The sequence below is a fragment of the Stenotrophomonas sp. genome (assembly GCF_035634915.1).
Lineage (GTDB): Bacteria > Pseudomonadota > Gammaproteobacteria > Xanthomonadales > Xanthomonadaceae > Stenotrophomonas.
Window position 1 is genome coordinate 98,905 of sequence record NZ_DASQCB010000013.1, and the last position, 19,176, is coordinate 118,080.

General features: G+C 66.7%; 18 protein-coding genes. 7 read left to right on the forward strand and 11 right to left on the reverse strand.

The window, feature by feature from the left end; translation table 11 throughout:
• Positions 1–62: 62 nt before the first annotated feature.
• On the reverse strand, positions 63–578 hold the full coding sequence (locus VER16_RS10785; protein WP_324807981.1) for a hypothetical protein: 516 nt from the start codon (positions 576–578) through the stop codon (positions 63–65).
• A gap of 111 nt (positions 579–689) precedes the next feature.
• Here VER16_RS10785 and VER16_RS10790 point away from each other — a divergent pair, with 111 nt between their 5' ends.
• Positions 690–1,028, forward strand: coding sequence for a hypothetical protein (locus tag VER16_RS10790; RefSeq protein WP_324807983.1), 339 nt, complete (start codon positions 690–692; stop codon positions 1,026–1,028).
• A gap of 324 nt (positions 1,029–1,352) precedes the next feature.
• On the opposite strand, the gene gcvH is transcribed toward VER16_RS10790, so the two are convergent.
• The 6 genes from gcvH to VER16_RS10820 form a co-directional block, all read right to left on the reverse strand.
• Positions 1,353–1,748 (reverse strand): glycine cleavage system protein GcvH, encoded by a 396-nt coding sequence (gene gcvH / locus VER16_RS10795; protein ID WP_324807985.1) that lies wholly within the window; start codon positions 1,746–1,748, stop codon positions 1,353–1,355.
• A gap of 94 nt (positions 1,749–1,842) precedes the next feature.
• A complete protein-coding gene (gene gcvT / locus VER16_RS10800; RefSeq protein ID WP_324807987.1) occupies positions 1,843–2,955 on the reverse strand; it encodes a glycine cleavage system aminomethyltransferase GcvT in 1,113 nt (370 codons plus the stop codon).
• A 636-nt stretch (positions 2,956–3,591) separates the two neighbouring features.
• A complete protein-coding gene (locus VER16_RS10805) occupies positions 3,592–4,026 on the reverse strand; it encodes an NfeD family protein (protein ID WP_324807989.1) in 435 nt (144 codons plus the stop codon).
• A gap of 1 nt (position 4,027) precedes the next feature.
• The gene (locus tag VER16_RS10810; RefSeq protein ID WP_116863915.1) at positions 4,028–4,987 is read right to left on the reverse strand and encodes an SPFH domain-containing protein; all 960 of its coding nucleotides are present in this window, start codon (positions 4,985–4,987) and stop codon (positions 4,028–4,030) included.
• Between the two features lie 87 nt (positions 4,988–5,074).
• On the reverse strand, positions 5,075–5,818 hold the full coding sequence (locus tag VER16_RS10815; RefSeq protein ID WP_324807993.1) for a FadR/GntR family transcriptional regulator: 744 nt from the start codon (positions 5,816–5,818) through the stop codon (positions 5,075–5,077).
• 102 nt (positions 5,819–5,920) lie between these two features.
• Positions 5,921–8,812: a TonB-dependent receptor gene (locus VER16_RS10820; protein WP_324807995.1), complete on the reverse strand. Its 2,892-nt coding sequence runs from the start codon at positions 8,810–8,812 to the stop codon at positions 5,921–5,923.
• A 241-nt stretch (positions 8,813–9,053) separates the two neighbouring features.
• Between VER16_RS10820 and VER16_RS10825 the strand changes: the two genes are divergently transcribed.
• The 6 genes from VER16_RS10825 to VER16_RS10850 all read left to right on the forward strand — a co-directional run bounded on the left by VER16_RS10825 (position 9,054) and on the right by VER16_RS10850 (position 16,526).
• A complete protein-coding gene (locus VER16_RS10825) occupies positions 9,054–10,493 on the forward strand; it encodes a polysaccharide lyase 6 family protein (RefSeq protein ID WP_324807997.1) in 1,440 nt (479 codons plus the stop codon).
• Positions 10,490–12,718 (forward strand): oligoalginate lyase, encoded by a 2,229-nt coding sequence (locus tag VER16_RS10830; protein ID WP_324807999.1) that lies wholly within the window; start codon positions 10,490–10,492, stop codon positions 12,716–12,718. Before VER16_RS10825 ends, VER16_RS10830 begins: the two co-directional genes overlap by 4 nt.
• Positions 12,715–14,019, forward strand: a complete 1,305-nt coding sequence (locus VER16_RS10835; protein ID WP_324808001.1) for an MFS transporter — start codon at positions 12,715–12,717, stop codon at positions 14,017–14,019. The genes VER16_RS10830 and VER16_RS10835 overlap by 4 nt, the downstream gene beginning before the upstream one ends.
• Positions 14,020–14,065: 46 nt before the next feature.
• Complete coding sequence (locus VER16_RS10840) at positions 14,066–14,818, forward strand: glucose 1-dehydrogenase (RefSeq protein ID WP_324808003.1); 753 nt, start codon at positions 14,066–14,068, stop codon at positions 14,816–14,818.
• A gap of 18 nt (positions 14,819–14,836) precedes the next feature.
• Positions 14,837–16,024: a GDSL-type esterase/lipase family protein gene (locus VER16_RS10845; protein ID WP_324808004.1), complete on the forward strand. Its 1,188-nt coding sequence runs from the start codon at positions 14,837–14,839 to the stop codon at positions 16,022–16,024.
• 199 nt (positions 16,025–16,223) lie between these two features.
• Entirely contained in the window at positions 16,224–16,526 is a 303-nt protein-coding gene (locus VER16_RS10850) for a DUF962 domain-containing protein (RefSeq protein ID WP_108757977.1), read from the forward strand.
• A 90-nt stretch (positions 16,527–16,616) separates the two neighbouring features.
• On the opposite strand, the gene VER16_RS10855 is transcribed toward VER16_RS10850, so the two are convergent.
• From VER16_RS10855 to nudE, 4 genes are read right to left on the reverse strand one after another with little or no spacing between them, the layout of a single operon-like run.
• Positions 16,617–16,943 carry a YnfA family protein gene (locus tag VER16_RS10855; protein WP_108765990.1) on the reverse strand — a complete coding sequence of 109 codons (327 nt, stop codon included), beginning with the start codon at positions 16,941–16,943 and terminating at the stop codon, positions 16,617–16,619.
• Entirely contained in the window at positions 16,940–17,773 is an 834-nt protein-coding gene (gene mazG / locus VER16_RS10860; RefSeq protein ID WP_324808008.1) for a nucleoside triphosphate pyrophosphohydrolase, read from the reverse strand. Before mazG ends, VER16_RS10855 begins: the two co-directional genes overlap by 4 nt.
• Before the next feature lie 13 nt (positions 17,774–17,786).
• On the reverse strand, positions 17,787–18,590 hold the full coding sequence (gene cysQ, locus VER16_RS10865) for a 3'(2'),5'-bisphosphate nucleotidase CysQ (protein WP_324808010.1): 804 nt from the start codon (positions 18,588–18,590) through the stop codon (positions 17,787–17,789).
• Entirely contained in the window at positions 18,587–19,150 is a 564-nt protein-coding gene (nudE, locus tag VER16_RS10870) for an ADP compounds hydrolase NudE (protein WP_324808011.1), read from the reverse strand. Before nudE ends, cysQ begins: the two co-directional genes overlap by 4 nt.
• Positions 19,151–19,176: the final 26 nt, after the last annotated feature.

The following is a 19,176-nucleotide window of genomic DNA, read 5'->3' on the forward strand; positions in this document are numbered from 1 at the left end:
AAACCCCCTCCCCGCTGGGCAGCCAGGGAAGGGGGTTTCAGGGTACGGCTATCGGGAAGTACTTAGATCAGCGGCGCCGGGGTTGCCGGCAGAGCGACCGGAGCGGCCTTCTTCTTGCGGGCGGCCGGCTTGCGCTTGGCAACCTTCTTGGCAGCCTTCTTCGGGGCAGCCTTCTTGGTGGCCTTCTTCGCAGTGGCCTTCCTGGCAGTCTTCTTCACTGCCTTCTTGGCGACCTTCTTTACGGCCTTCTTCGCGGTCTTCTTTGCCGGCTTCTTGGCAACCTTCTTCGCCGCCTTCTTCACTGCCTTCTTCGCAGTGGTCTTCTTGGCGACCTTCTTGGCTACCTTCTTGACGGCCTTCTTCGCGGTCTTCTTCGCCGGCTTCTTGGCTACCTTCTTCGCCGCCTTCTTCACTGCCTTCTTCGCAGTGGTCTTCTTGGCGACCTTCTTCACGGCCTTCTTGGCGGTCGCCTTCTTCGCGACCTTCTTCACTGCCTTCTTGGCAGCGGCCTTCTTAGCGACCTTCTTCACCGCTTTCTTGGCGGCGGGCTTTTTCTTCGCAGCTTTCTTGGTTGCCATGGGATGGCTCCTCGTCAGTGATAGGGAGTTGAAACGCCCAGGTGGATCAAACCCGCGGGTGCTGCGTGCGGGGACCGCCGGCGCGTCAGGCGCGCCGTTACGGATGCGGCAATGCCCGCCTCGATCGGCGGAGCGGGCATCGGAACGGGAGATGCCTTGCATTTCTCCGGGGGAAGCGGGGCCCTGTCCACCGTCATCAGGATCGCGGTGGTCTTGAAGGGGCTGCTTCGCATCGGACGATTGATTCTGCGCACTCGGTTTGGCAGGCAAGGTCTGCTGAGGCGAAACCTAATCACGGTTTTTTTTACTGTCAACAACCCCCGCGAAAAAATTTCACATCCGCCGCCCGCCGAGCGCCTCCGGCAGTGCCGCCGCACGACGTCCACCTGGCCCCGCACCGCACACCCGCAACACCGTGTGCATCAACGCCTGAGCGCATGCACTGAATGAAAAGCGCTTGAAATAAGCACTCTGCGTTGATTGACGACATCTGATGCCGCGTCGCGCACGTCGTCGTTCGACATGCATCAACGTCCGCGTCCGTCGCACCACAACGGGTCTGCAACGGGGGGTAAAAGTTTTCACATCCGAACGCGCCATCGCGGGGTGGAAACGCGGATTTGCGCAAAACTGCGCACGCCTGATCGCGCCGCCCGGTGCCACCTGATGCCACGACGCAGGTGCGCTGCAAACCCGATGGCATGAGTCGGTTACGCGCGCCGGAACGAAAACGGCCACCCGAAGGTGGCCGCTCTGGAACCCGAAAGCGAGGACTCAGTGGTCGTCGTTTTCCAGGGCTTCGGCGTAAGCGTCCGGATCCAGCAGCTCGTTGAGTTCGTCGCTGTTGCTCACTTCGACCACGAACATCCAGCCTTCGCCGTAGGCATCTTCGTTGATGGTTTCCGGCTTGTCCGACAGCGCCGAGTTGACCTCGACGACCTTGCCGCTGATCGGGCTGTAGACGTCCGAGGCGGCCTTGACCGACTCGACAACGGCAATCTGCTCGCCGGCCTTGGCATCGGCACCGACTTCGGGCAGCTCGACGTAGACCAGGTCACCCAGCAGGCCCTGGGCATGGTCGGAAATGCCGACGGTGACACGGCCGTTGCCTTCGACGCGGGCCCACTCGTGGGACTTGAGGAACTTGAGGTCGCCGGGGATCTCGCTCATGGGAACTGCTCCAGGTTTTGCATGGGGTGGAAAAATCGGGGCTAGTGTAACCAACCGGCCGCCACTGCTGTCAGTGACGACCGGCACGTTCGTATCAGGCGTCGGCCAGCACGCCGGGCTGGGCCTGGCCTTCGCGGACGAACGGGAACTTGACCACGCGCACCGGCACCTGCCGGCCGCGGATATCGACGGTGACCTGGCCGAGTTCGCCAGCCGGCACGCGGGCGAAGGCGATGCCCTTGGCCAGGGTCGGCGAGAAGGTGCCCGACAGGATCTCGCCCTGACCACCGGCGGTGGTCACCGCCTGGCCGTGGCGCAGCACGCCCTTCTCGTCCATCACCAGGCCGATCATCTGCCGTGCGTTGCCGGCGGCCTTCTGCGCCTCCAGCACGTCGCGGCCGATGAACTCGCGGCCTTCGTCCAGCGACACGGTCCAGGCCAGCGCTGCTTCGTAGGGGCTGATCGCTTCGTCCATGTCCTGGCCATACAGGTTCATGCCGGCTTCCAGGCGCAGGGTGTCGCGCGCACCGAGGCCCGCCGGCTTCACGCCCGCCGCCAGCAGGCGGTTCCAGAAGGCGACCACGGCCTCCTGCGGCAGCAGGATTTCAAAGCCGTCTTCGCCGGTGTAGCCGGTGCGGGCGACGAACAGTTCGACGCCGTCATCCGCCTTGACCTGCAGGGCGGCGAAACGACCGAGCTTGGCCAGCGCGTCGCGGTCGGCGCCGCCAACCAGGCCGACGACGATGTCGCGTGCCTGCGGACCCTGCACGGCGAGGATGGCCAGGTCCGGGCGCTGCTCGACGCTGACGCCGAACGGTGCCGCCTGTTCGCGCAGCCAGGCCAGGTCCTTCTCGCGGGTGGAGGCGTTGACGACCATGCGGAAGAAGTCATCGGCCAGGTAGTAGACGATCAGGTCGTCGATGACGCCACCGCGCGGATTCAGCATGCACGAGTACAGCGCCTTGCCCGGCACCTTCAGCTTGTCCACGGAGTTGGCCAGCAGGCGGCGCAGGAACGGCTTGACCTGCTCGCCGCGCAGGTCGACCACGGTCATGTGGCTGACGTCGAAGACGCCGGCTTCGCGACGCACCAGATGGTGTTCGTCCAGCTGCGAGCCGTAGTGGATGGGCATGTCCCAACCCCCGAAATCGACCATCTTGGCGCCGAGGGCGCGGTGGGTATCGTTGAGCAGCGTCTTCTGGGTCATGACCGGTCCGGCAGCAGGATAAACAAGAGCGCGCATTATCCCAGATCGGTCGGCGGCAGGCGTGCCGCAGCGCAGCGGGGGGTTTTGGCCGGCCTGCGGCCGGCGCCGCTTTCTACAAGCCAGAGCGCAGAGCCAGAGCACTCAGGCTCTGGGCTATTTCGGGTTGGGCGGGGCGGTGTGGGCTGGCAGGACACGCCGTAAACCCGTCCATGGGGGCTCGATGGCGCCATCCATGGCGCCAACGGTCCTGCCAACCCACACCGCCCCGCCCTTCTGGATTTCCCGGTGACGGATGGCAAGTGCCAGAGCAGAGCAGGAGCAAGAGCAAGAGCAGATGTGGATGTCGATACATATATAGAGAGGGGTCGGAGCCCTTTCCTGCGGAAAGGGATCCGACCCCGCGAGCGCAGCGACCGGCTTCTGCTTCTGCTCTTTTTTCTTTTCCGTGGGCTGGACGCGCACGAAACTGTCGGGGGTCGGGCGGGTTGGGTTCGCGGGGGTGTCCGCCGCATGGATGCGGCGGCCAAGCCTCCAGGGATGGATTCACGGCGTCCCCCGCGAACCCAACCCGCCCGACCCAAACACATGAATCACCCGCGACCACCCCACGAGGGGCTGCGCCGTTGGCTGGAAACCCTACGCGGCAGACTCGACCAGCAGCACGCTGCCCTGCACCGCCACCACCCTCACCCGCGCGCCCGCCGGCAGATCCGGCCCGCTCACCTGCCACGACGCATCATCGATGCTGACCCTGCCCTGCCCGTCGATGATCGCCTGCGGCAACGCCACCACCCGGCCGACCAGCTGCTCGGCGCGGCGGTTCAGCAGCGGCTGGTCGCTGGCCCGCGCATGCGGCCTGCCCCAGCGCCGGTAGCACTGGATCGACAGCACGCTCAGCACCACGAACGCGACCACCTGCCACAGCAGCGGAATATCGGCGAACACCGCAACCAGCACGAACACCGCAGCGGCACCGATGCCGATCCACAGCATGAACGCGCCCGGCGCCAGCGCCTCAGCGGCAAACAGCAGCAAGGCCAGCGCGCCCCACGCGACGACTTCCCAGCGCATGTCAGCCTCCGAACGGCGGCGGCCCCTTGCGGGCCGGCTTGGATTCCTGGTTGGCCAGGGCCTGCTTGGCCAGTTCAGCCACGCCGGCGATGGAGCCGATGACGCCGCTGGCTTCCATCGGCATCAGCACCAGCTTCTGGTTCGGCGAGCTGGCCAGCTCCTTGAACGCCTCGACGTACTTCTGTGCAACGAAGTAGTTGATTGCCTGCACGTCACCCTCGGCAATCGCCGCCGAAACCACCTGGGTCGCCTTCGCCTCGGCCTCGGCCAGGCGTTCGCGGGCCTCGGCGTCGCGGAAGGCGGCTTCGCGGCGGCCTTCGGCTTCCAGCACGGTGGCCTGCTTCTCACCTTCGGCGCGCAGGATCTCCGACTGCCGCGAACCTTCCGCTTCCAGGATCTGCGCGCGCTTCTCGCGCTCGGCCTTCATCTGCCGCGCCATCGCATCGAGCAGGTCGCGCGGCGGCTGGATGTCGCGGATCTCGATGCGGTTGACCTTCACGCCCCACGGGTTGGTGGCATGGTCGACCACGCTCAGCAGCTTGGCGTTGATGACCTCGCGCTGACTGAGCGATTCATCCAGGTCCATCGAGCCGATGACGGTACGGATGTTGGTCTGCACCAGGGCGATCATCGCCACTTCCAGCACCGCCACCTCGTAGGCGGCCTTGGCCGCGTCCAGCACCTGGAAGAACACCACGCCATCGACGCGCACCGCGGCGTTGTCCTTGGTGATCACTTCCTGGCCCGGCACGTCCAGCACCTGTTCCATCATGTTCACCTTGCGCCCCACCCCGTACACGATGGGGATGAGGAAATGCAGGCCCGGCGACATGGTGTGGGTGTAGCGGCCGAAGCGCTCGACGGTCCATTCGTAACCCTGCGGCACCATGCGCACGGCCTTGAACAGGATGATGACGGCCACCACGGCCAGCACCAGGGTGAAAAACACGGTCGGGAACATCACGCTTTCCTTATCTCAGACGTCCAGCCCGCAGCATAGCGCGCGCACCCTGCTGCAGTGCGGCAGCGCAGCCAGCGGCGGTACGGCTCAGATCCGGGTCGTAGCCAGGAAGCGCTCGCGGTCCTGCTGGGTACGGCGGCGGATTTCTTCCAGGGCCTGGCTTTCGGTCGCTTCCAGCATCGCCTCGAACAGGCGCTGGAAGTGATGGCGCATGGCATTGCGCGCGGCCACCGGGTCACGGCTGCGCAGCGCTTCGAAGATCGCCATGTGCTCGCCGGCGCGGCTGGCACCGTCGTCGTGGCAGACCCGCGCGTAGACCTCGGCCACCCGCGGCAGATCGCTGCGCATGCGCCAGATCTGCTGGATGAAGTACTCCACCACCGGGTTGCCGGACAGGCGGGCGATGGTCAGGTGGAAGCGGCGGTCGAAGTCGCCGGCCTCCTCATCGGTCAGGTCGCGGCGGCACAGGGCCTGGGCCAGCACCTGCAATTCGGCGATACCGGCGTCGTCGATGTTGCTGGCCGCCAGCGCTGCGGCCTCGGCCTCGAACACCGCACGGGCGGCGGTCAGATCGAAGGCGCTGACATCGGGCAGGCCACCGGAGGCCTGCGCCGGACGTGGCTTGACGTACACGCCCGAGCCGATGCGGATGGCGATCCAACCCTGGGCTTCCAGGGCGATCTCGGCTTCACGCACGGTTACCCGGCTGACGCCAAAGCGTTCAGCCAGCTCACGCTCACCCGGCAGGCGCGAGCCCGGCGGAAATTCGCCGTCCTCGATCAGCTTGCGGAGCTTGGCGGCGATGGTCTGGTAGAGGCGGTTGGCGGACATGCGGCTGACCCTTGGCGGTTCCCTCCGGGCCCGACCCGGGCCACCGTGCGCGGTGCGGGTCCGGATGGAGCGACGGCGCGACCACTGGCCGCGCCGCCCTGTTCAGAACTTGTATCGTACACCGAAATACGCACGCCGCCCGTAGGTCACCACTTCACGGAAATTGCCGTAAAGCGGCTGGTACGCCACGCGCGGTTCGTTGGTCAGGTTCATCAGCTCCAGCGACAGCGACAGCTGCTTGTTCACCTTGTAGCGCATGCGCAGGTCGACGCTGGTGTTGTCATCGTAGTAGCGGTTCTGCTGCGCGGTGTTGCCGGTGAAGTCCTGGTAATAGTGCGAGCGGAACTTGCCGATGGCCTGGATGTTGAAGCGGCCCACGTCCCAGTAGATCGAACCGGACAGCACGTGCCGCGAGAAACCGCTGAGACCGGCCGGCGGCACGATGGCCGGGATGACGGTGCCATCGGCGGCCAGCTGCTCGCCCAGTCGCGAATCCTGGGTCTGGTAGTCGGCGTCGGCGTAGTTGTAGCTGACCTTGAAGCCCAGCCCATCGAACGGCTTGGGCAGGTAGGACAGGCGATGGGTGACGCTCAGCTCCAGGCCGGTCAGGGTGCTGTCCTCGTCGGTGGTCACCTGCTGGCGCACCGGCACGGTCACGGTCTGCCCGTTGATGGTGTAGGTCTCCGGCACCAGCGCGGTGGCGGTGCCGCCGTTGAACTGCTTCCAGTACACCGCGCCGGCCAGCAGGGTGTCCGGGTTCGGGTACCACTCCAGCGACAGGTCGCCGTTCCAGGACATCAGCGGCTGCGCGGCCGGGTTGCCGCTGGCGCTGATGTCGTCCAGCGCGTCGGCCAGGTTGCCGTAGGTGGCATCGCTGCTGACATTGATGGTGCGGCCGGCGCCGAGTGCCGAAATGTCCGGGCGCGACATCGCGCGGTAGGCGCCGACGCGCAGCAGCACGTCCGGCCGCAGTTCGAAGGCCGCGTTCAGGCTGGGCAGCAGCTTGTCATTGCCGGCCTTGAACACCTGGGTGGTGTAGTTGCCGGTTGGCTGCAGGCGGATCGTGCCATCGCCGTTGTCCTCGATCTGCAGGTCGGTGCGCACGCCCTCCGAACGCACGTCGGTCTTGACCCAGCGCAGGCCGACGTTGCCGGTCACCGGCAAGCCGAACAGGCTGCTGCTGAACTCGCCCAGCAGGTACAGCGCACGGGTCTTCTCGGTGATGTCGACATTGTTCGGATCCTGGAAGTCCGGATCGAGGCCGCTGTCGAGGCTGCCACGGAAGGACTGGTACAGGCAGTTGGGATCGAAATAGGCCCAGGACGAAATCGTATTGCCGCTGGCGGCATCCATGAAATCGTCCTGCGGGAACGGTGCGCGGCAGGCCTGGTTGGCGGCGATGATCTTTGCCTTGTCAGCCGCAACGCGCTGGTCGTAATCGGTCACCAGGGTGTTGTCGCGCAGACGGTAGTCGGCCTGGCTTGCGCGCACGCCGCCCTTGATGCGGGTGAAGAAGCCCGACTCCGGCATGAAGCTGGCGTCGAAGCGGCCGGCCTTGATCTTGTGGTCGTTCTCGGTCGCGCTGGAGGTGACGCGAGCCGCACCGGAGTATGCATCCCAGTTCTGCACGTCGAAGTTCGGTGCCAGGGCCACGCTCGGCACTTCGCCGTGCCAGTCCCAGTCGTAGTCGACATAACCGGTGGTGCCGCTGCTGATGCCCGGCACGATGGCGTTGTTGATGTCGCGCTGGTTGGCCCGCAGGCGGGTCATGCGCTCACTGTCCAGGCGGTTGGTATGCGAATAGGACACATCGGTGGACAGTTCCCAGGCCGGGCTGGGGCGCACGATCAGGTTCAGGCCGCCGCCGGTGTACTCCTCGCCACGCCAGTAGCGGTTGGAGGTGGAATCGATCGAGGTGCTGCCATGCAGGTGGCGGACGATGCCGTCCTCGTCCACCTCGCGCTGGGTGATGCCACGGCGCGCGTTGGACAGGCTCAGGTCGCTGCGGTTTTCATACCAGTTGCGCTGGGTGTGCTCGAAGTCGACGTTCACTTCGACCACATCGTTGGGCCGCCACTGCACCGCGGCGAACTCGCTCTGGCGGTCGTTGCGTTCCTGCTTCAGGCGGTAGATGCGGCTGCTCGGCACCAGGTAGTACGGCGCACCGTTGGCGATGGCCTGCGCGCCCACTTCGGAACAGTTGGCGTTGGTGACGTTCTGGTTGCCATCGCAGGCGTACCAGGTGGAACCGCTGGTGATGCTCTCTTCCGGGTCGGTGCCGTCCAGGCGCTGGAAGCCCAGCGAGACACCCAGCTTCTGGCCGTCGCCGAACTCGAACTGGTCGATGTAGCTGGCGGTGCCGCGGTAGCCGATGCCGTCGTCATCGCGGTACTTCTTGTCATATTCGGCCCAGCTGCCACGCAGGTCGAACTGCACCGAGCGCTTGCCGTATTCCAGCGGCTTCACTGTCTCCAGGCCGATGGTGCCGGCCACGCCGCCTTCGATGATGTCGGCGCGCTGGGTCTTGTAGATGGCCACCGTATTGATCAGCTCGGCCGGGAACATGTTGAAGTTCACCGAGCGGTCGCCGCTGCCGTTGGTGATCTCGCGGCCGTTGAAATTGGTGCTGCTGAGGAAGGCGCCGAGGCCGCGGATGGAAATCTCCGAGGCGCCGGTCTTGTCGCGCGTGGATGCGGCGCCGGTCAGGGTTTCGATCGCATCGGCCAGCGACGGCGCCGGCAGGTCGCCGATGTCGTCGGCCGAGAGCACGTCGGCGATGACTGTGTCGTCGCGCTTCTTGTTGATCGAACTCTGCATCGATTCGCGGATGCCGGTGACCTGCACCTGGTCCAGCGTGGTGGCGTCCTGCCCGGCACTGCCGGTGGTGGACTGCGCCTGCGCCAGCGGAGCGGCGGCCAATGCGGCAAGCAATGCCACGACAAGCGGTGTGGGTGACAGCGTGATGGTGCGTACAGCTCCGGCAGATTGCCGCATGGTTTCCTCCTCCCAAAGGATCGCCTGGACGGCAGGCGTGGGACGCAGCTTCGACACGCCGACACACAAATGTCAACCAACTGGTATGTATTTTTCTTAAGTCCTTTGCTTCATACCACTTGGCCGTCATTAAATGTGCTCATGCAGCATGACTTTGCGCGAAAGCTGGCTTACAACAGACCCCGCAAGTGGTATGCACACCCACCCGAAACGACGGCCCGGCCGTCCCTGGAAGGACTTCATGCGCACCGAATCGCATTCGCACCGCCCGTCCAACCGGCTTTCTGGATCATTCCTCGCAACTGGTCTGGCATTCTGCCTGACCACTTCGCCAGCACAGGCCGCCAGCTGGATGGTCCACGATGCCGCCGAGTTCACCACCGCCGCGTCCGCCCTGCAGCCTGGCGATGAAATCGTGCTGGCCGATGGCACCTGGACCGACACCCGCCTGCTGCTGAAGGGACAGGGCACCGAGGCCGCGCCGATCACCCTGCGCGCGCAGACCCCGGGCAAGGTGATCCTCAGCGGGCGCTCGGACCTGCGCCTGGCCGGCAGCTACCTGCAGGTCTCCAACCTGGTGTTCCGCAACGGCTACACGCCGGGCGACGCGGTGGTGGCCTTCCGCGAATCGAGCAAGGCGGTGGCCAGCCACAGCCGGGTGACCGGCCTGGTCATCGACGACTACACCAACCCCGACGACAGCGACCAGGACTACTGGGTGTCGCTGTACGGCAGCCACAACCGCCTCGACCACAGCCAGCTGCGCGGCAAGACCAATGCCGGCCCCACCGTGGTGGTGGTGCGCGATGCCACCCAGGGCCTGGACAACCAGCACCGCATCGACCACAACTGGTTCGGGCCGCGCCCGCTGCTCGGCGTCAACGGCGGCGAAACGATCCGCGTCGGCACCAGCGACACCTCGTTGAGCGATTCCAACAGCACCGTGGAAAACAACTGGTTCGAAGGCTGCGACGGGGAAACCGAGATCGTCTCCAACAAGTCCGGTGGCAACACCTATCGCGGCAACGTGTTCTATCGCTCGGCCGGCGCGCTGACTCTGCGCCACGGCAACGGCAACCGGGTGCTCGACAATGTCTTCCTCGGCGACGACAAGGCCGGCACCGGCGGCGTGCGCATCATCAACGCCGACCAGACCGTCAGCAACAACTACTTCGAGCGCCTGGCCGGTTCCAGCAACCGCTCGGCGCTGGCAATCATGGACGCGCAGGCCGATCCGCCGCTGTCCGGCTATGCGCCGGTGGTCAACGCCACCATCAGCCGCAACACGTTCGTGGATGTGGCGAAGATCAGCTTTGGCGTGGGCCATGACGCTGCCAAGGGCATCGACGTGGCCGCCAGCAACAGCCGCTTCAGCGCCAACCTGATCGTCAACCGCACCAGCAGGAACCCGCCCACCGCCGCCAGTTCGCTGGCCGGCATCGCTTTCAGCGGCAACGTGCAGTCGCCGCAGGCAAGCACCGTGTTTCCCAGCGGCGTCGAAAGCCGCAGCGTGACCCTGCAGCAGGCCGCCAGCGGCCTGTGGACGCCTACCCCTGCCCTGCCCGCCACTGGTGCCGATCCGGCGCTGGCGATGACCGCGCGCGAGGCCACGGGGGTGGACTGGTATCCCAAGGTGGGCGAGGTTGCCCTGTCCCGCACCAGCACCGGAGTTGATCGATGAGGTTGCAGCCGCTGTTCGTTTCCCTGGCCCTGGCCGTCCCGTTTGCCCTGCTGCCGGCCGCACCGCTGCTGGCGGCCCCGGCCGCCGCCGCGCGCCAGGCCGACACCGCGCCGGTGCTGGTGACCGCTGCGCAGTGGCAGCAGATGGCCAGCGAGGGCAGCCGCTACCCGTGGTTCGCCAAGGAGCAGGCGCGCACCGAGGCATCGCTGAAGAAGATGATGAAGGTCGGCATCGATGTGCCGGTGCCCAAGGACAAGGGCGGCGGCCGCACCCACGAACAGCACAAGCGCAATTACCAGGCGCTGCTGGCGGCCGGCACGCTGTACCGGCTGACCGGTGACAAGGCCTATGTCGACTACTCGCGCGACATGCTGCTGCAGTACGCCAAGCTCTACCCGACGCTGGGCCCGCACCCCGAGGGCCGCGGGCAGATTCCCGGCCGCGTATTCTGGCAGGTGCTCAATGATTCGGTGTGGCTGGTCAACGCCATCCAGGGCTACGACGCGATCCGCGACGCGCTGTCCGCGCAGGACCGGCAGACCATCGAATCGCAGCTGTTCCGGCCGATGGCCGAATTCCTGATCAGCGAGCCGAAGAACTACGACCAGATCCACAACCACGCGACCTGGGCGGTGGCCGCCACCGGCATGACCGGCTACGTGCTGCGCGACCCGGAGCTGGTGGAGAAATCCCTGCGCGGCAGCCAGAAGGACGATCAGTTCGGCTTCCTGCGGCAGATCGACCTGCTGTTCTCGCCCGATGGCTATTACGAGGAAGGCCCGTATTACCAGCGCTATGCGCTGGCGCCGTTCCTGCTTTTCGCCAACGCCATCGAACGCAATGAGCCGCAGCGGAAGATCTTCGCGCGCCGCGACGGTGTGCTGCTGAAGGCCGTGGACGTGCTGGTGCAGACCAGCTACGACGGCCTGTTCTTCCCGATCAACGATGCGATCCTCGACAAGGGCATCGACACCGAGGAACTGGTGGCTGGCATCGGCATCGCCTATGCGCGCACCGGCGATGACCACCTGCTGTCGGTGGCCCAGCAGCAGAAACGCCTGCTGCTTTCGCCCGAGGGTCTGCAGGTGGCGCAGGCGCTGGCGGCCAACAAGGCCAAACCCTTCGATTACAAGCCGATGCTGCTGCGCGATGGCCCCAACGGTGACCGCGGCGGCCTGGCGATCCTGCGCATGAACGGCGAGGACGGCCAGGCACTGGTGCAGAAGGACACCATGCAGGGCATGGGCCACGGCCACTTCGACAAGCTCAACTGGCTGTTCTACGACAACGGCAAGGCCGTGGTGACCGACTACGGCGCGGCGCGCTTCCTCAACGTGGAAGCCAAGCGCGGCGGCATCTACCTGGCCGAGAACCGCAGCTGGGCCAAGCAGACCGTGGCCCACAACACCCTGGTGGTGGACGAACAGAGCCACTTCAAGGGCGACTGGAAGCGCGGCGAGGAACATGCGCCGCAGGTGCGTTTCTTCCAGGCCGGCACCGATACCCAGATCGCCTCGGCGACCATGCGCGACGCTTACCCCGGCGTGGTGTTCACCCGTACCCAAGCACTGCTGCGCCACCCCGAACTGGGCCTGCCGGTGGTGCTGGACCTGCTGCAGGTGCACGGTGACAAGGCCGCACGCTACGACCTGCCGCTGCACTTCAACGGCCACATCGTCACCACCGGTTTCGAGGCCGAACACTTCACCAGCCAGCGCCCGGTACTGGGCAAGGACAACGGCTACCAGCACCTGTGGCTGGACGCGCGCAGCAAACCCGGCAGCGAACCGCGCACGCTGGCCTGGCTGCTGGATGGCCGCTTCTACACCTATCGCTTCGGCAGCAGCGCACCTGCGCAGGCGATGCTGGTGGAAAGCGGTGCCAACGATCCGGAATTCAACCTGCGCCGCGAACCGGCCCTGCTGCAGCGCGTGGAAGGCCAGAAGGACGTGACCTTCTTCAGCGTTCTGGAGCCGCATGGCGAGTACAACGGCACCGCCGAGTACGTGCACGGCGCCGACAGCCGCATCAAGGACATCGTGCGCACCCGCGGCAGCGATGCCGAGGTGATCGAGCTGCGCCTGGCCAGTGGCGCGCGCATCGCCCTGGGCGTGGCCGATGACAGCAACGCCAAGGGCGAGCACAGCGTGACCGTCGATGGCCACGCCTACCGCTGGAGCGGCAGCCACGGGCGCATGGACCGCAGCAAGGGTGACGCGAAGTGAACGGCCCTGCGGTGGTGAGCCAGCTGCGCAAGGTACCGGTACGGTCGGCCGTACGCTGGCTGATCGTCGGCCTGATCGCCGTGGCCACGGTCATCAACTACATCGACCGCAATGCACTGGCGGTGATGTGGCCGGAAATCGCCAGGGAAGTGGGCGCGACCAAGGATGACTACGCGCTGCTGGTGACGGTGTTCATGCTGTTCTACGCCGCCGGCCAGTTCCTGTTCGGCCGCCTGTTCGACATGATCGGCACGCGCCTGGGCTTCGCCCTGTCGATCAGCGTGTGGTCGATCTCCATCGCCCTGCATTCGGTCACCCATTCGATGCTGTCCTTCAGCCTGGTGCGGGCGATGCTCGGCATCAGCGAAGCCGGTGCCTGGCCGGGTGCGGTGAAGGCCAATGCCGAGTGGTTCCCGGCGCGCGAACGCGCATTGGCACAGGGCGTGTTCAACGCCGGTGCGTCGATCGGCGCGATCGTTTCGGCACCGGCCATCGCCGGCCTGTACCTGTGGCTGGGCTGGCGCGGCACCTTCGTGCTGGTCGGTGCCATCGGCTTCCTGTGGCTGCTGCCGTGGCTGTTCGTCTACCGTGCAGGCCCGGACAAGCACCCGTGGGTGAGCGATGCCGAGCGCCGGCTGATCATGGAAGACCAGGCCGGGCAGCAGGATGCCGCCGCGCCCAAGGTGAGCGTGCTTTCGCTGCTGGCCCACCGGCAGAGCTGGGGCATGCTCGCCTGCCGCTTCCTGCTGGACCCGATCTGGTGGCTGTTCGTGTCCTGGCTGCCGATCTACCTGGCCGAAACCTTCGGCTTCGACATCAAGCAGATCGGCCTGTTCGCCTGGGTGCCCTTCGTTGGCGCGATGCTCGGCAGCCTCAGTGGCGGCTGGCTGTCCGGACGCCTGATCCGTGCCGGGCAGAGCGTGGACCGCGCACGCAAGCTGTCCATCACCCTGGGCTGCGTGATCATGGCCCCCGCCCTGCTGGGCGCGGTGCTGGCCAACCAGCCCTTGTTTGCCGTGCTGGCGATTGCCGCCGTGCTGTTCGGCTTCCAGGTCGCCATCGGCAACATCCAGACCCTGCCGGGCGATCTGTTCGATGGCCGCTCGGTCGGCACGCTCGCCGGCCTCGGTGGCCTGGCTGCGGTGGCCGGCACGCTGATCACCACCTGGCTGGTGCCGGTGCTGACCCGCCATTCCTACGCCCCGATCTTCATCCTCGTTGCCGCGCTGGTGCCGCTGTCGCTGGCCGCGCTGTGGTGGTGGACCGGACCGATCCAGAAGCTCGACCGCCGTGGCGGCTGAGCGCGCGTTTTCCCTTCATTCCCCCGCAAACCAAGGAGTTTCCCGCATGTCGTTCCAGGACAAGGTGGCCATCGTCACCGGTGGTGGCCGTGATATCGGCCGAGCCGTCTCGATCAAGCTGGCCGCTGCCGGCGCACGCGTCTGCATCAACTACGCCAACGATGAAGCCAGCGCCAACGAGACGCTGAAGCAGATCCAGGCCGCCGGTGGCCAGGCCATCGTGCACCGCGCCGACGTCACCGATGCCGCTGCCGTGGCCGGCCTGGTGGCCGCGACGCAGGCCGCGTTCGGCGAACGCATCGACCTGCTGGTGAACGTGGCCGGCGGCATGGTGCAGCGTCGCCCGCTGGCCGAGATCGACCCGGCGTTCTTCCACACGGTGATGGACCTCAACCTGACCTCCACCTACCTGACCACCCACGCGGTGGTGCCGCACATGGGCGAAGGCGCGGCCATCGTCAATTTCGCTTCGCAGGCCGGCCGCGATGGCGGTGGCCCGGGCGCATCGATCTACGCCACCGCCAAGGCGGCGGTGATGACCTTCACCCGCGCCATGGCCAAGGAGCTGGGTCCGAAGGGCATCCGCGTGAACGCGCTGTGCTGCGGCATGATCGCCACCCGCTTCCATGACGAATTCACCAAGCCGGAAGTGCGCACCGCCGTGGCCGGCAACACCCCGCTGCGCCGCCAAGGCGTGCCGGACGAAGCCGCCGATGCGGCAGTGTTCCTGGCCTCCGATGCAGCGGCGTTCATCACCGGTGCGAACCTGGACGTGAACGGCGGCACCTACTTCTCCTGACCTGAGCGGACACCTGCCATGCAGCGCTGGATCACCCTGCTTTCGCTGGCCATCGGCGCTGCCGTGGCCGCCCCCGTCGCCCAGGCCGCTCCGGTCTGGGTGACCGCCTGGACCGCTTCACCCGCACCGGACCGCAAGGACAGCAAGGAGGACGTGCCGGTGCAGTTCGCCGCGCAGACCGTGCGCCAGGACATCCGGGTCGGCAGCCGTGGCGACGCGTTGCGCCTGCGCATCAGCAACGAACTGGGCGATGCACCGCTGCACGTGGAAGACATCCGCGTACGCCTGAAGGATGGCAGCGCTGCGGCGCTGCCGGTCACCGTCGATGGTCGCCGTGCCATCGACGTACCGGTGGGTGCCGCACTGCTGAGTGATCCGCTGGTACTGCCGGTGACGGCACTGCAGGAGATCAGCGTGACCGCGTACTTCCCGCAGCCGACACGGCCCGCGGTGCGGCGCACCGTGGTGCGCGTGGTCGACGGCAGGCAGGATGCGGTGGCCGACACGGTGCGCGTCAGCTACCAGCAGAACGTGTTCTCGGCGGTGCTGGTGCAGCGTGAGCAGCGGCCGTCGGTGATCGTGGCCCTGGGTGATTCGATCACCGAAGGCGCCACGGCCACGCGCGGCTCGTTCAACCAGTGGCCGGAGCGGCTGGCGCAGCGCCTGCAGCAGGCCTGCCCGGACCGCTTCGTGGTGCTCAACCAGGGCATCAGCGGCAACAAGCTGCTGGACCATGGCCGCAGCCACAGCGCGCTGTCACGCCTGGACCGCGATGTGATCGCGGTGGCCGACGCCGACCAGGTGATCCTGTTCGAAGGCATCAATGACATCCGCCACGGCGGCGGTGCGCAGCCGCTGCCCGGGCGCAACGCACCGGACATGCTGCTGGGCTACCAGCAGGTGGCCGCGCGCCTGCATGCGCATGGCATCCGCGCGTATCTGGGCACGCTGACCCCGTTCGGCGGCTCCGAGCGCTATGAACCGGTCTCGGCCACCACCCGTGCTTCGATCAACCAGTGGGCGCGCGGCAAGGACAACGGCTTTGACGGCGTGGTCGATTTCGATGCCGCGCTGCGCGACCCGAAACAGCCGGAATCGCTGCCGGCCAACATCACCCGCGACCACCTGCACCCGAACGATGAAGGCTACCGGCGCATGGCCGAAGCGATCGACCTGCAGATGCTGGGGTGCACGGCCCCGCGCTGACGCAGTTTTGGAGAGCCGAGCCATGCTTGGCTGCCCGGGATTCGTGTAGAGGCGAGCCATGCTCGGCTGCCGTTGCTTCCTGTAGAGCCGAGCCATGCTCGGCTTGTTCTGGCCGAAGCAGCCGAGCCTTGCTCGGCTCTACAACGGTCAAACAAGGCAAGGCGCATGATGTAGCCGGTCATCGCCCCGGAGTACGTGCATGTCCCGCTTCGCCAGCTTCCGCGAGTTCTACCCGTTCTATCTGGACGAGCACCGCCATCCGGTCTCGCGGCGCCTGCATTTCATTGGCAGTTGTGGCGTACTGCTGCTGGTGGCCGCAGCGCTGCTGCGCGGCCAGCCGATGCTGCTGCTGGCGGCACTGGCATGCGGCTATGGGTTCGCCTGGGTCGGCCATTTCTTCTTCGAGAAGAACCGCCCGGCCACCTTCCGCCACCCGCTGTACTCGTTCGTGGGCGACTGGGTGATGTTCGCCGACATCCTGCGCGGCCGGATCCGATGGTGACCCGGGTACTGTAGCGTCGAGCCATGCTCGACGGCTGTTGGCAGAAGCAGCCGAGCATGGCTCGGCTCTACAGAAGATCAACAGCCGCCATCACACCGGCTGGCGCGGCCCGAACATGATCACGGCCATGCCGGCCAGGCACAGGGCGGCGCCCAGCAGGTCCCAGCGGCTGGGACGGATGCCATCAACCAGCCACAACCAGAACAGCGCGGTGCCGATGTAGACGCCACCATAGGCGGCATACACGCGGCCGCTGGCGGTGGGGTGCAGGGTCAGCAGCCAGGCGAACAGGGCCAGGCTGGCCGCGGCCGGCAGCAGCAGCCAGACGCTGCCCCCCTTGCGCAGCCACAGCCACGGCAGGTAGCAGCCAACGATCTCGGCCAGTGCGGTCAGCAGGAACAAGCCCAGCGTCTTCACGCCTTCTCCGTCGCCTTGGCGTGCTGCCACAGGGCTTCCTGTGCATCCAGGTCCATCGCCGCCAAGGTGTTGCCCTTGGCTTCGGCCTGCGCTTCCATGGCGCGGAAACGACGCTCGAACTTGTGATTCGCACCGCGCAGGGCCGCACCCAGGTCGATGTCGGCATGGCGGGCCAGGTTGGCGCAGACGAACAGCAGGTCGCCCAGCTCTTCCTGCAGCCGCACCTTGTTGCCGGCGATGTCGCCGCGCTCGAATTCCTCGCGCAGTTCCTGCAGTTCTTCAGCCGCCTTGTCCAGCACCGGCAGCGGACCGGGCCAGTCGAAGCCAACTTTGGCCGCACGCGACTGCAGCTTCACCGCACGCTGCCATTCGGGCAGCCCACGCGAGATGCCGGCCAGCGCCGAGGTGTCCTGGTCACCCTTGGCCGCGCGCTCGGCACGCTTGATCGCGTCCCAGTTGCGCATCACGCCATCGGCATCGTCCACGCTCACATCGGCAAACACATGCGGATGGCGGCGCTGCATCTTGTCGCTGATCGCGCGGGCCACGTCGGCGAAGGCGAACGCACCCTGCTCTTCGGCCATGCGCGCATGGAACACCACCTGCAGCAGCAGGTCACCCAGCTCGTCGCGCAGGTCATCCAGGTCGCCGCGATCGATCGCATCGGCGACCTCGTAGGCCTCTTCGATGGTGTACGGGGCGATGGTGGCGAAGTTCTGCTCCAGGTCCCAGGGGCAACCGCCCTGTGGATCGCGCAGGCGCGCCATGACCGCCAGCAGGCGTTCCAGTTCGGTGCTGGCGGCACGGCCGGCAGTGGGGGTATCGCTCATGCGGGCTCCAGGGTCAGTCGGACAACCAGCTGCGCCACGGCAGGCAGGTGTCGCCAAGGGCAATGAAATCACCGTTCAACAGGGTGTTGCGGCGGTTGTAGCGGAACGGCTTGCCACTGCTGGCCGACAGCACCGCGCCACCGGCGGCGTGCAGCACGCACTGGCCGGCGGCGGTGTCCCATTCCGAGGTCGGGCCCAGCCGCGGGTACACGTCGAGCCCGCCTTCGGCGATGCGGCAGAACTTCAGCGAAGACCCCTGCGCCACCGTTTCGATCTCGCCCATGCGTTCGAGCAGGGCGACGGTTTCCGGTGAGCGGTGCGAGCGGCTGGCCGCCACCCGCAGCGGCGCGGTGGCCGGGGTGCGGGTGCGCAGCACGCTGTCGTGCAGGCCCTGGCGGCGGTAGGCCAGCTCGCCCCGCATGGCGTGCCAGACGATGCCGGTGACCGGTGACTGGACCACGCCGAAGGCCGGCGCGCCCTGGTAGATCAGGGCGATGTTGACGCTGAACTCGCCATTGCGCTTGACGAATTCACGTGTGCCATCCAGCGGATCAACCAGCCAGTAAGCCCCCCAGTGCTGGCGCTGTTCCCACGGCACCAGCGCCGATTCCTCGGACAGGATCGGCAGGTCCGGGGTGAGTTGGCGCAGGCCCTGCTGGATGACCCGGTCGGCGGCCAGATCGGCTGCGGTCACCGGGCTGTCATCGGCCTTCAGGGTGACATCGAAACCGCTGCCGTAGATCTGCATGATCGCCTGCCCGGCTTCCTGGGCGATGGCGATCGCGGTCTCGCGCAGCTCGGTGGTCAGCTTGATCATCGGCGTGCCTGCAGCCACTGGCGCGCGATGAACAGCGCGGCCAGCGAGCGGCCTTCGGAAAAGTCCTCGCGCAGCATCAGCTGGTCCAGCTCGGCCAGCTTCCACGGCACCACTTCCAGCTCTTCCGGCTCGTCGCCGGCCAGCTTTTCCGGGTACAGGTCGCGCGCCACCACCAGCCACGACTGGTGGCTCATGTAGGTCGGCGCCAGGGTCATTGCGCGCAGCACGTCGACCTGGCGTGCGCCGTAGCCGGCCTCTTCCTTCAGTTCGCGGTCGGCGGCCTGTTCAGGCGTTTCACCGGCATCGATGCGGCCCTTCACCAGGCCCAGTTCGTAGCGGTGCACGCCGGCAGCGTATTCACGAACCAGCAGCACGGTCTCCTCGTCCAGCATCGGCACCACCACCACCGCGCCATGGCCACGGCTGACCAGGCGCTCGAAACGCCGGTGTTCACCGTTGGAGAACTCCAGGTCCAGGTGCTGGCGCTGGAAGGGGCCGTTCTCCTCATCGGTGATCCGGTGGATGATCGGCAGGCGACGGCCGCTGCGGTCGTCGTTCATGCGGAATCTCCGCGGCGGCCGGCGCG

Coding starts and splice junctions, on each gene's coding strand:
- VER16_RS10785 (WP_324807981.1), bottom strand. CDS start 578: ATGGCAACCAAGAAAGCTGCGAAGAAAAAGCCCGCCGCCAAGAAAGCG.
- VER16_RS10790 (WP_324807983.1), top strand. CDS start 690: ATGCCCGCCTCGATCGGCGGAGCGGGCATCGGAACGGGAGATGCCTTG.
- gcvH (WP_324807985.1), bottom strand. CDS start 1,748: ATGAGCGAGATCCCCGGCGACCTCAAGTTCCTCAAGTCCCACGAGTGG.
- gcvT (WP_324807987.1), bottom strand. CDS start 2,955: ATGACCCAGAAGACGCTGCTCAACGATACCCACCGCGCCCTCGGCGCC.
- VER16_RS10805 (WP_324807989.1), bottom strand. CDS start 4,026: ATGCGCTGGGAAGTCGTCGCGTGGGGCGCGCTGGCCTTGCTGCTGTTT.
- VER16_RS10810 (WP_116863915.1), bottom strand. CDS start 4,987: ATGTTCCCGACCGTGTTTTTCACCCTGGTGCTGGCCGTGGTGGCCGTC.
- VER16_RS10815 (WP_324807993.1), bottom strand. CDS start 5,818: ATGTCCGCCAACCGCCTCTACCAGACCATCGCCGCCAAGCTCCGCAAG.
- VER16_RS10820 (WP_324807995.1), bottom strand. CDS start 8,812: ATGCGGCAATCTGCCGGAGCTGTACGCACCATCACGCTGTCACCCACA.
- VER16_RS10825 (WP_324807997.1), top strand. CDS start 9,054: ATGCGCACCGAATCGCATTCGCACCGCCCGTCCAACCGGCTTTCTGGA.
- VER16_RS10830 (WP_324807999.1), top strand. CDS start 10,490: ATGAGGTTGCAGCCGCTGTTCGTTTCCCTGGCCCTGGCCGTCCCGTTT.
- VER16_RS10840 (WP_324808003.1), top strand. CDS start 14,066: ATGTCGTTCCAGGACAAGGTGGCCATCGTCACCGGTGGTGGCCGTGAT.
- VER16_RS10845 (WP_324808004.1), top strand. CDS start 14,837: ATGCAGCGCTGGATCACCCTGCTTTCGCTGGCCATCGGCGCTGCCGTG.
- VER16_RS10850 (WP_108757977.1), top strand. CDS start 16,224: ATGTCCCGCTTCGCCAGCTTCCGCGAGTTCTACCCGTTCTATCTGGAC.
- mazG (WP_324808008.1), bottom strand. CDS start 17,773: ATGAGCGATACCCCCACTGCCGGCCGTGCCGCCAGCACCGAACTGGAA.
- cysQ (WP_324808010.1), bottom strand. CDS start 18,590: ATGATCAAGCTGACCACCGAGCTGCGCGAGACCGCGATCGCCATCGCC.
- nudE (WP_324808011.1), bottom strand. CDS start 19,150: ATGAACGACGACCGCAGCGGCCGTCGCCTGCCGATCATCCACCGGATC.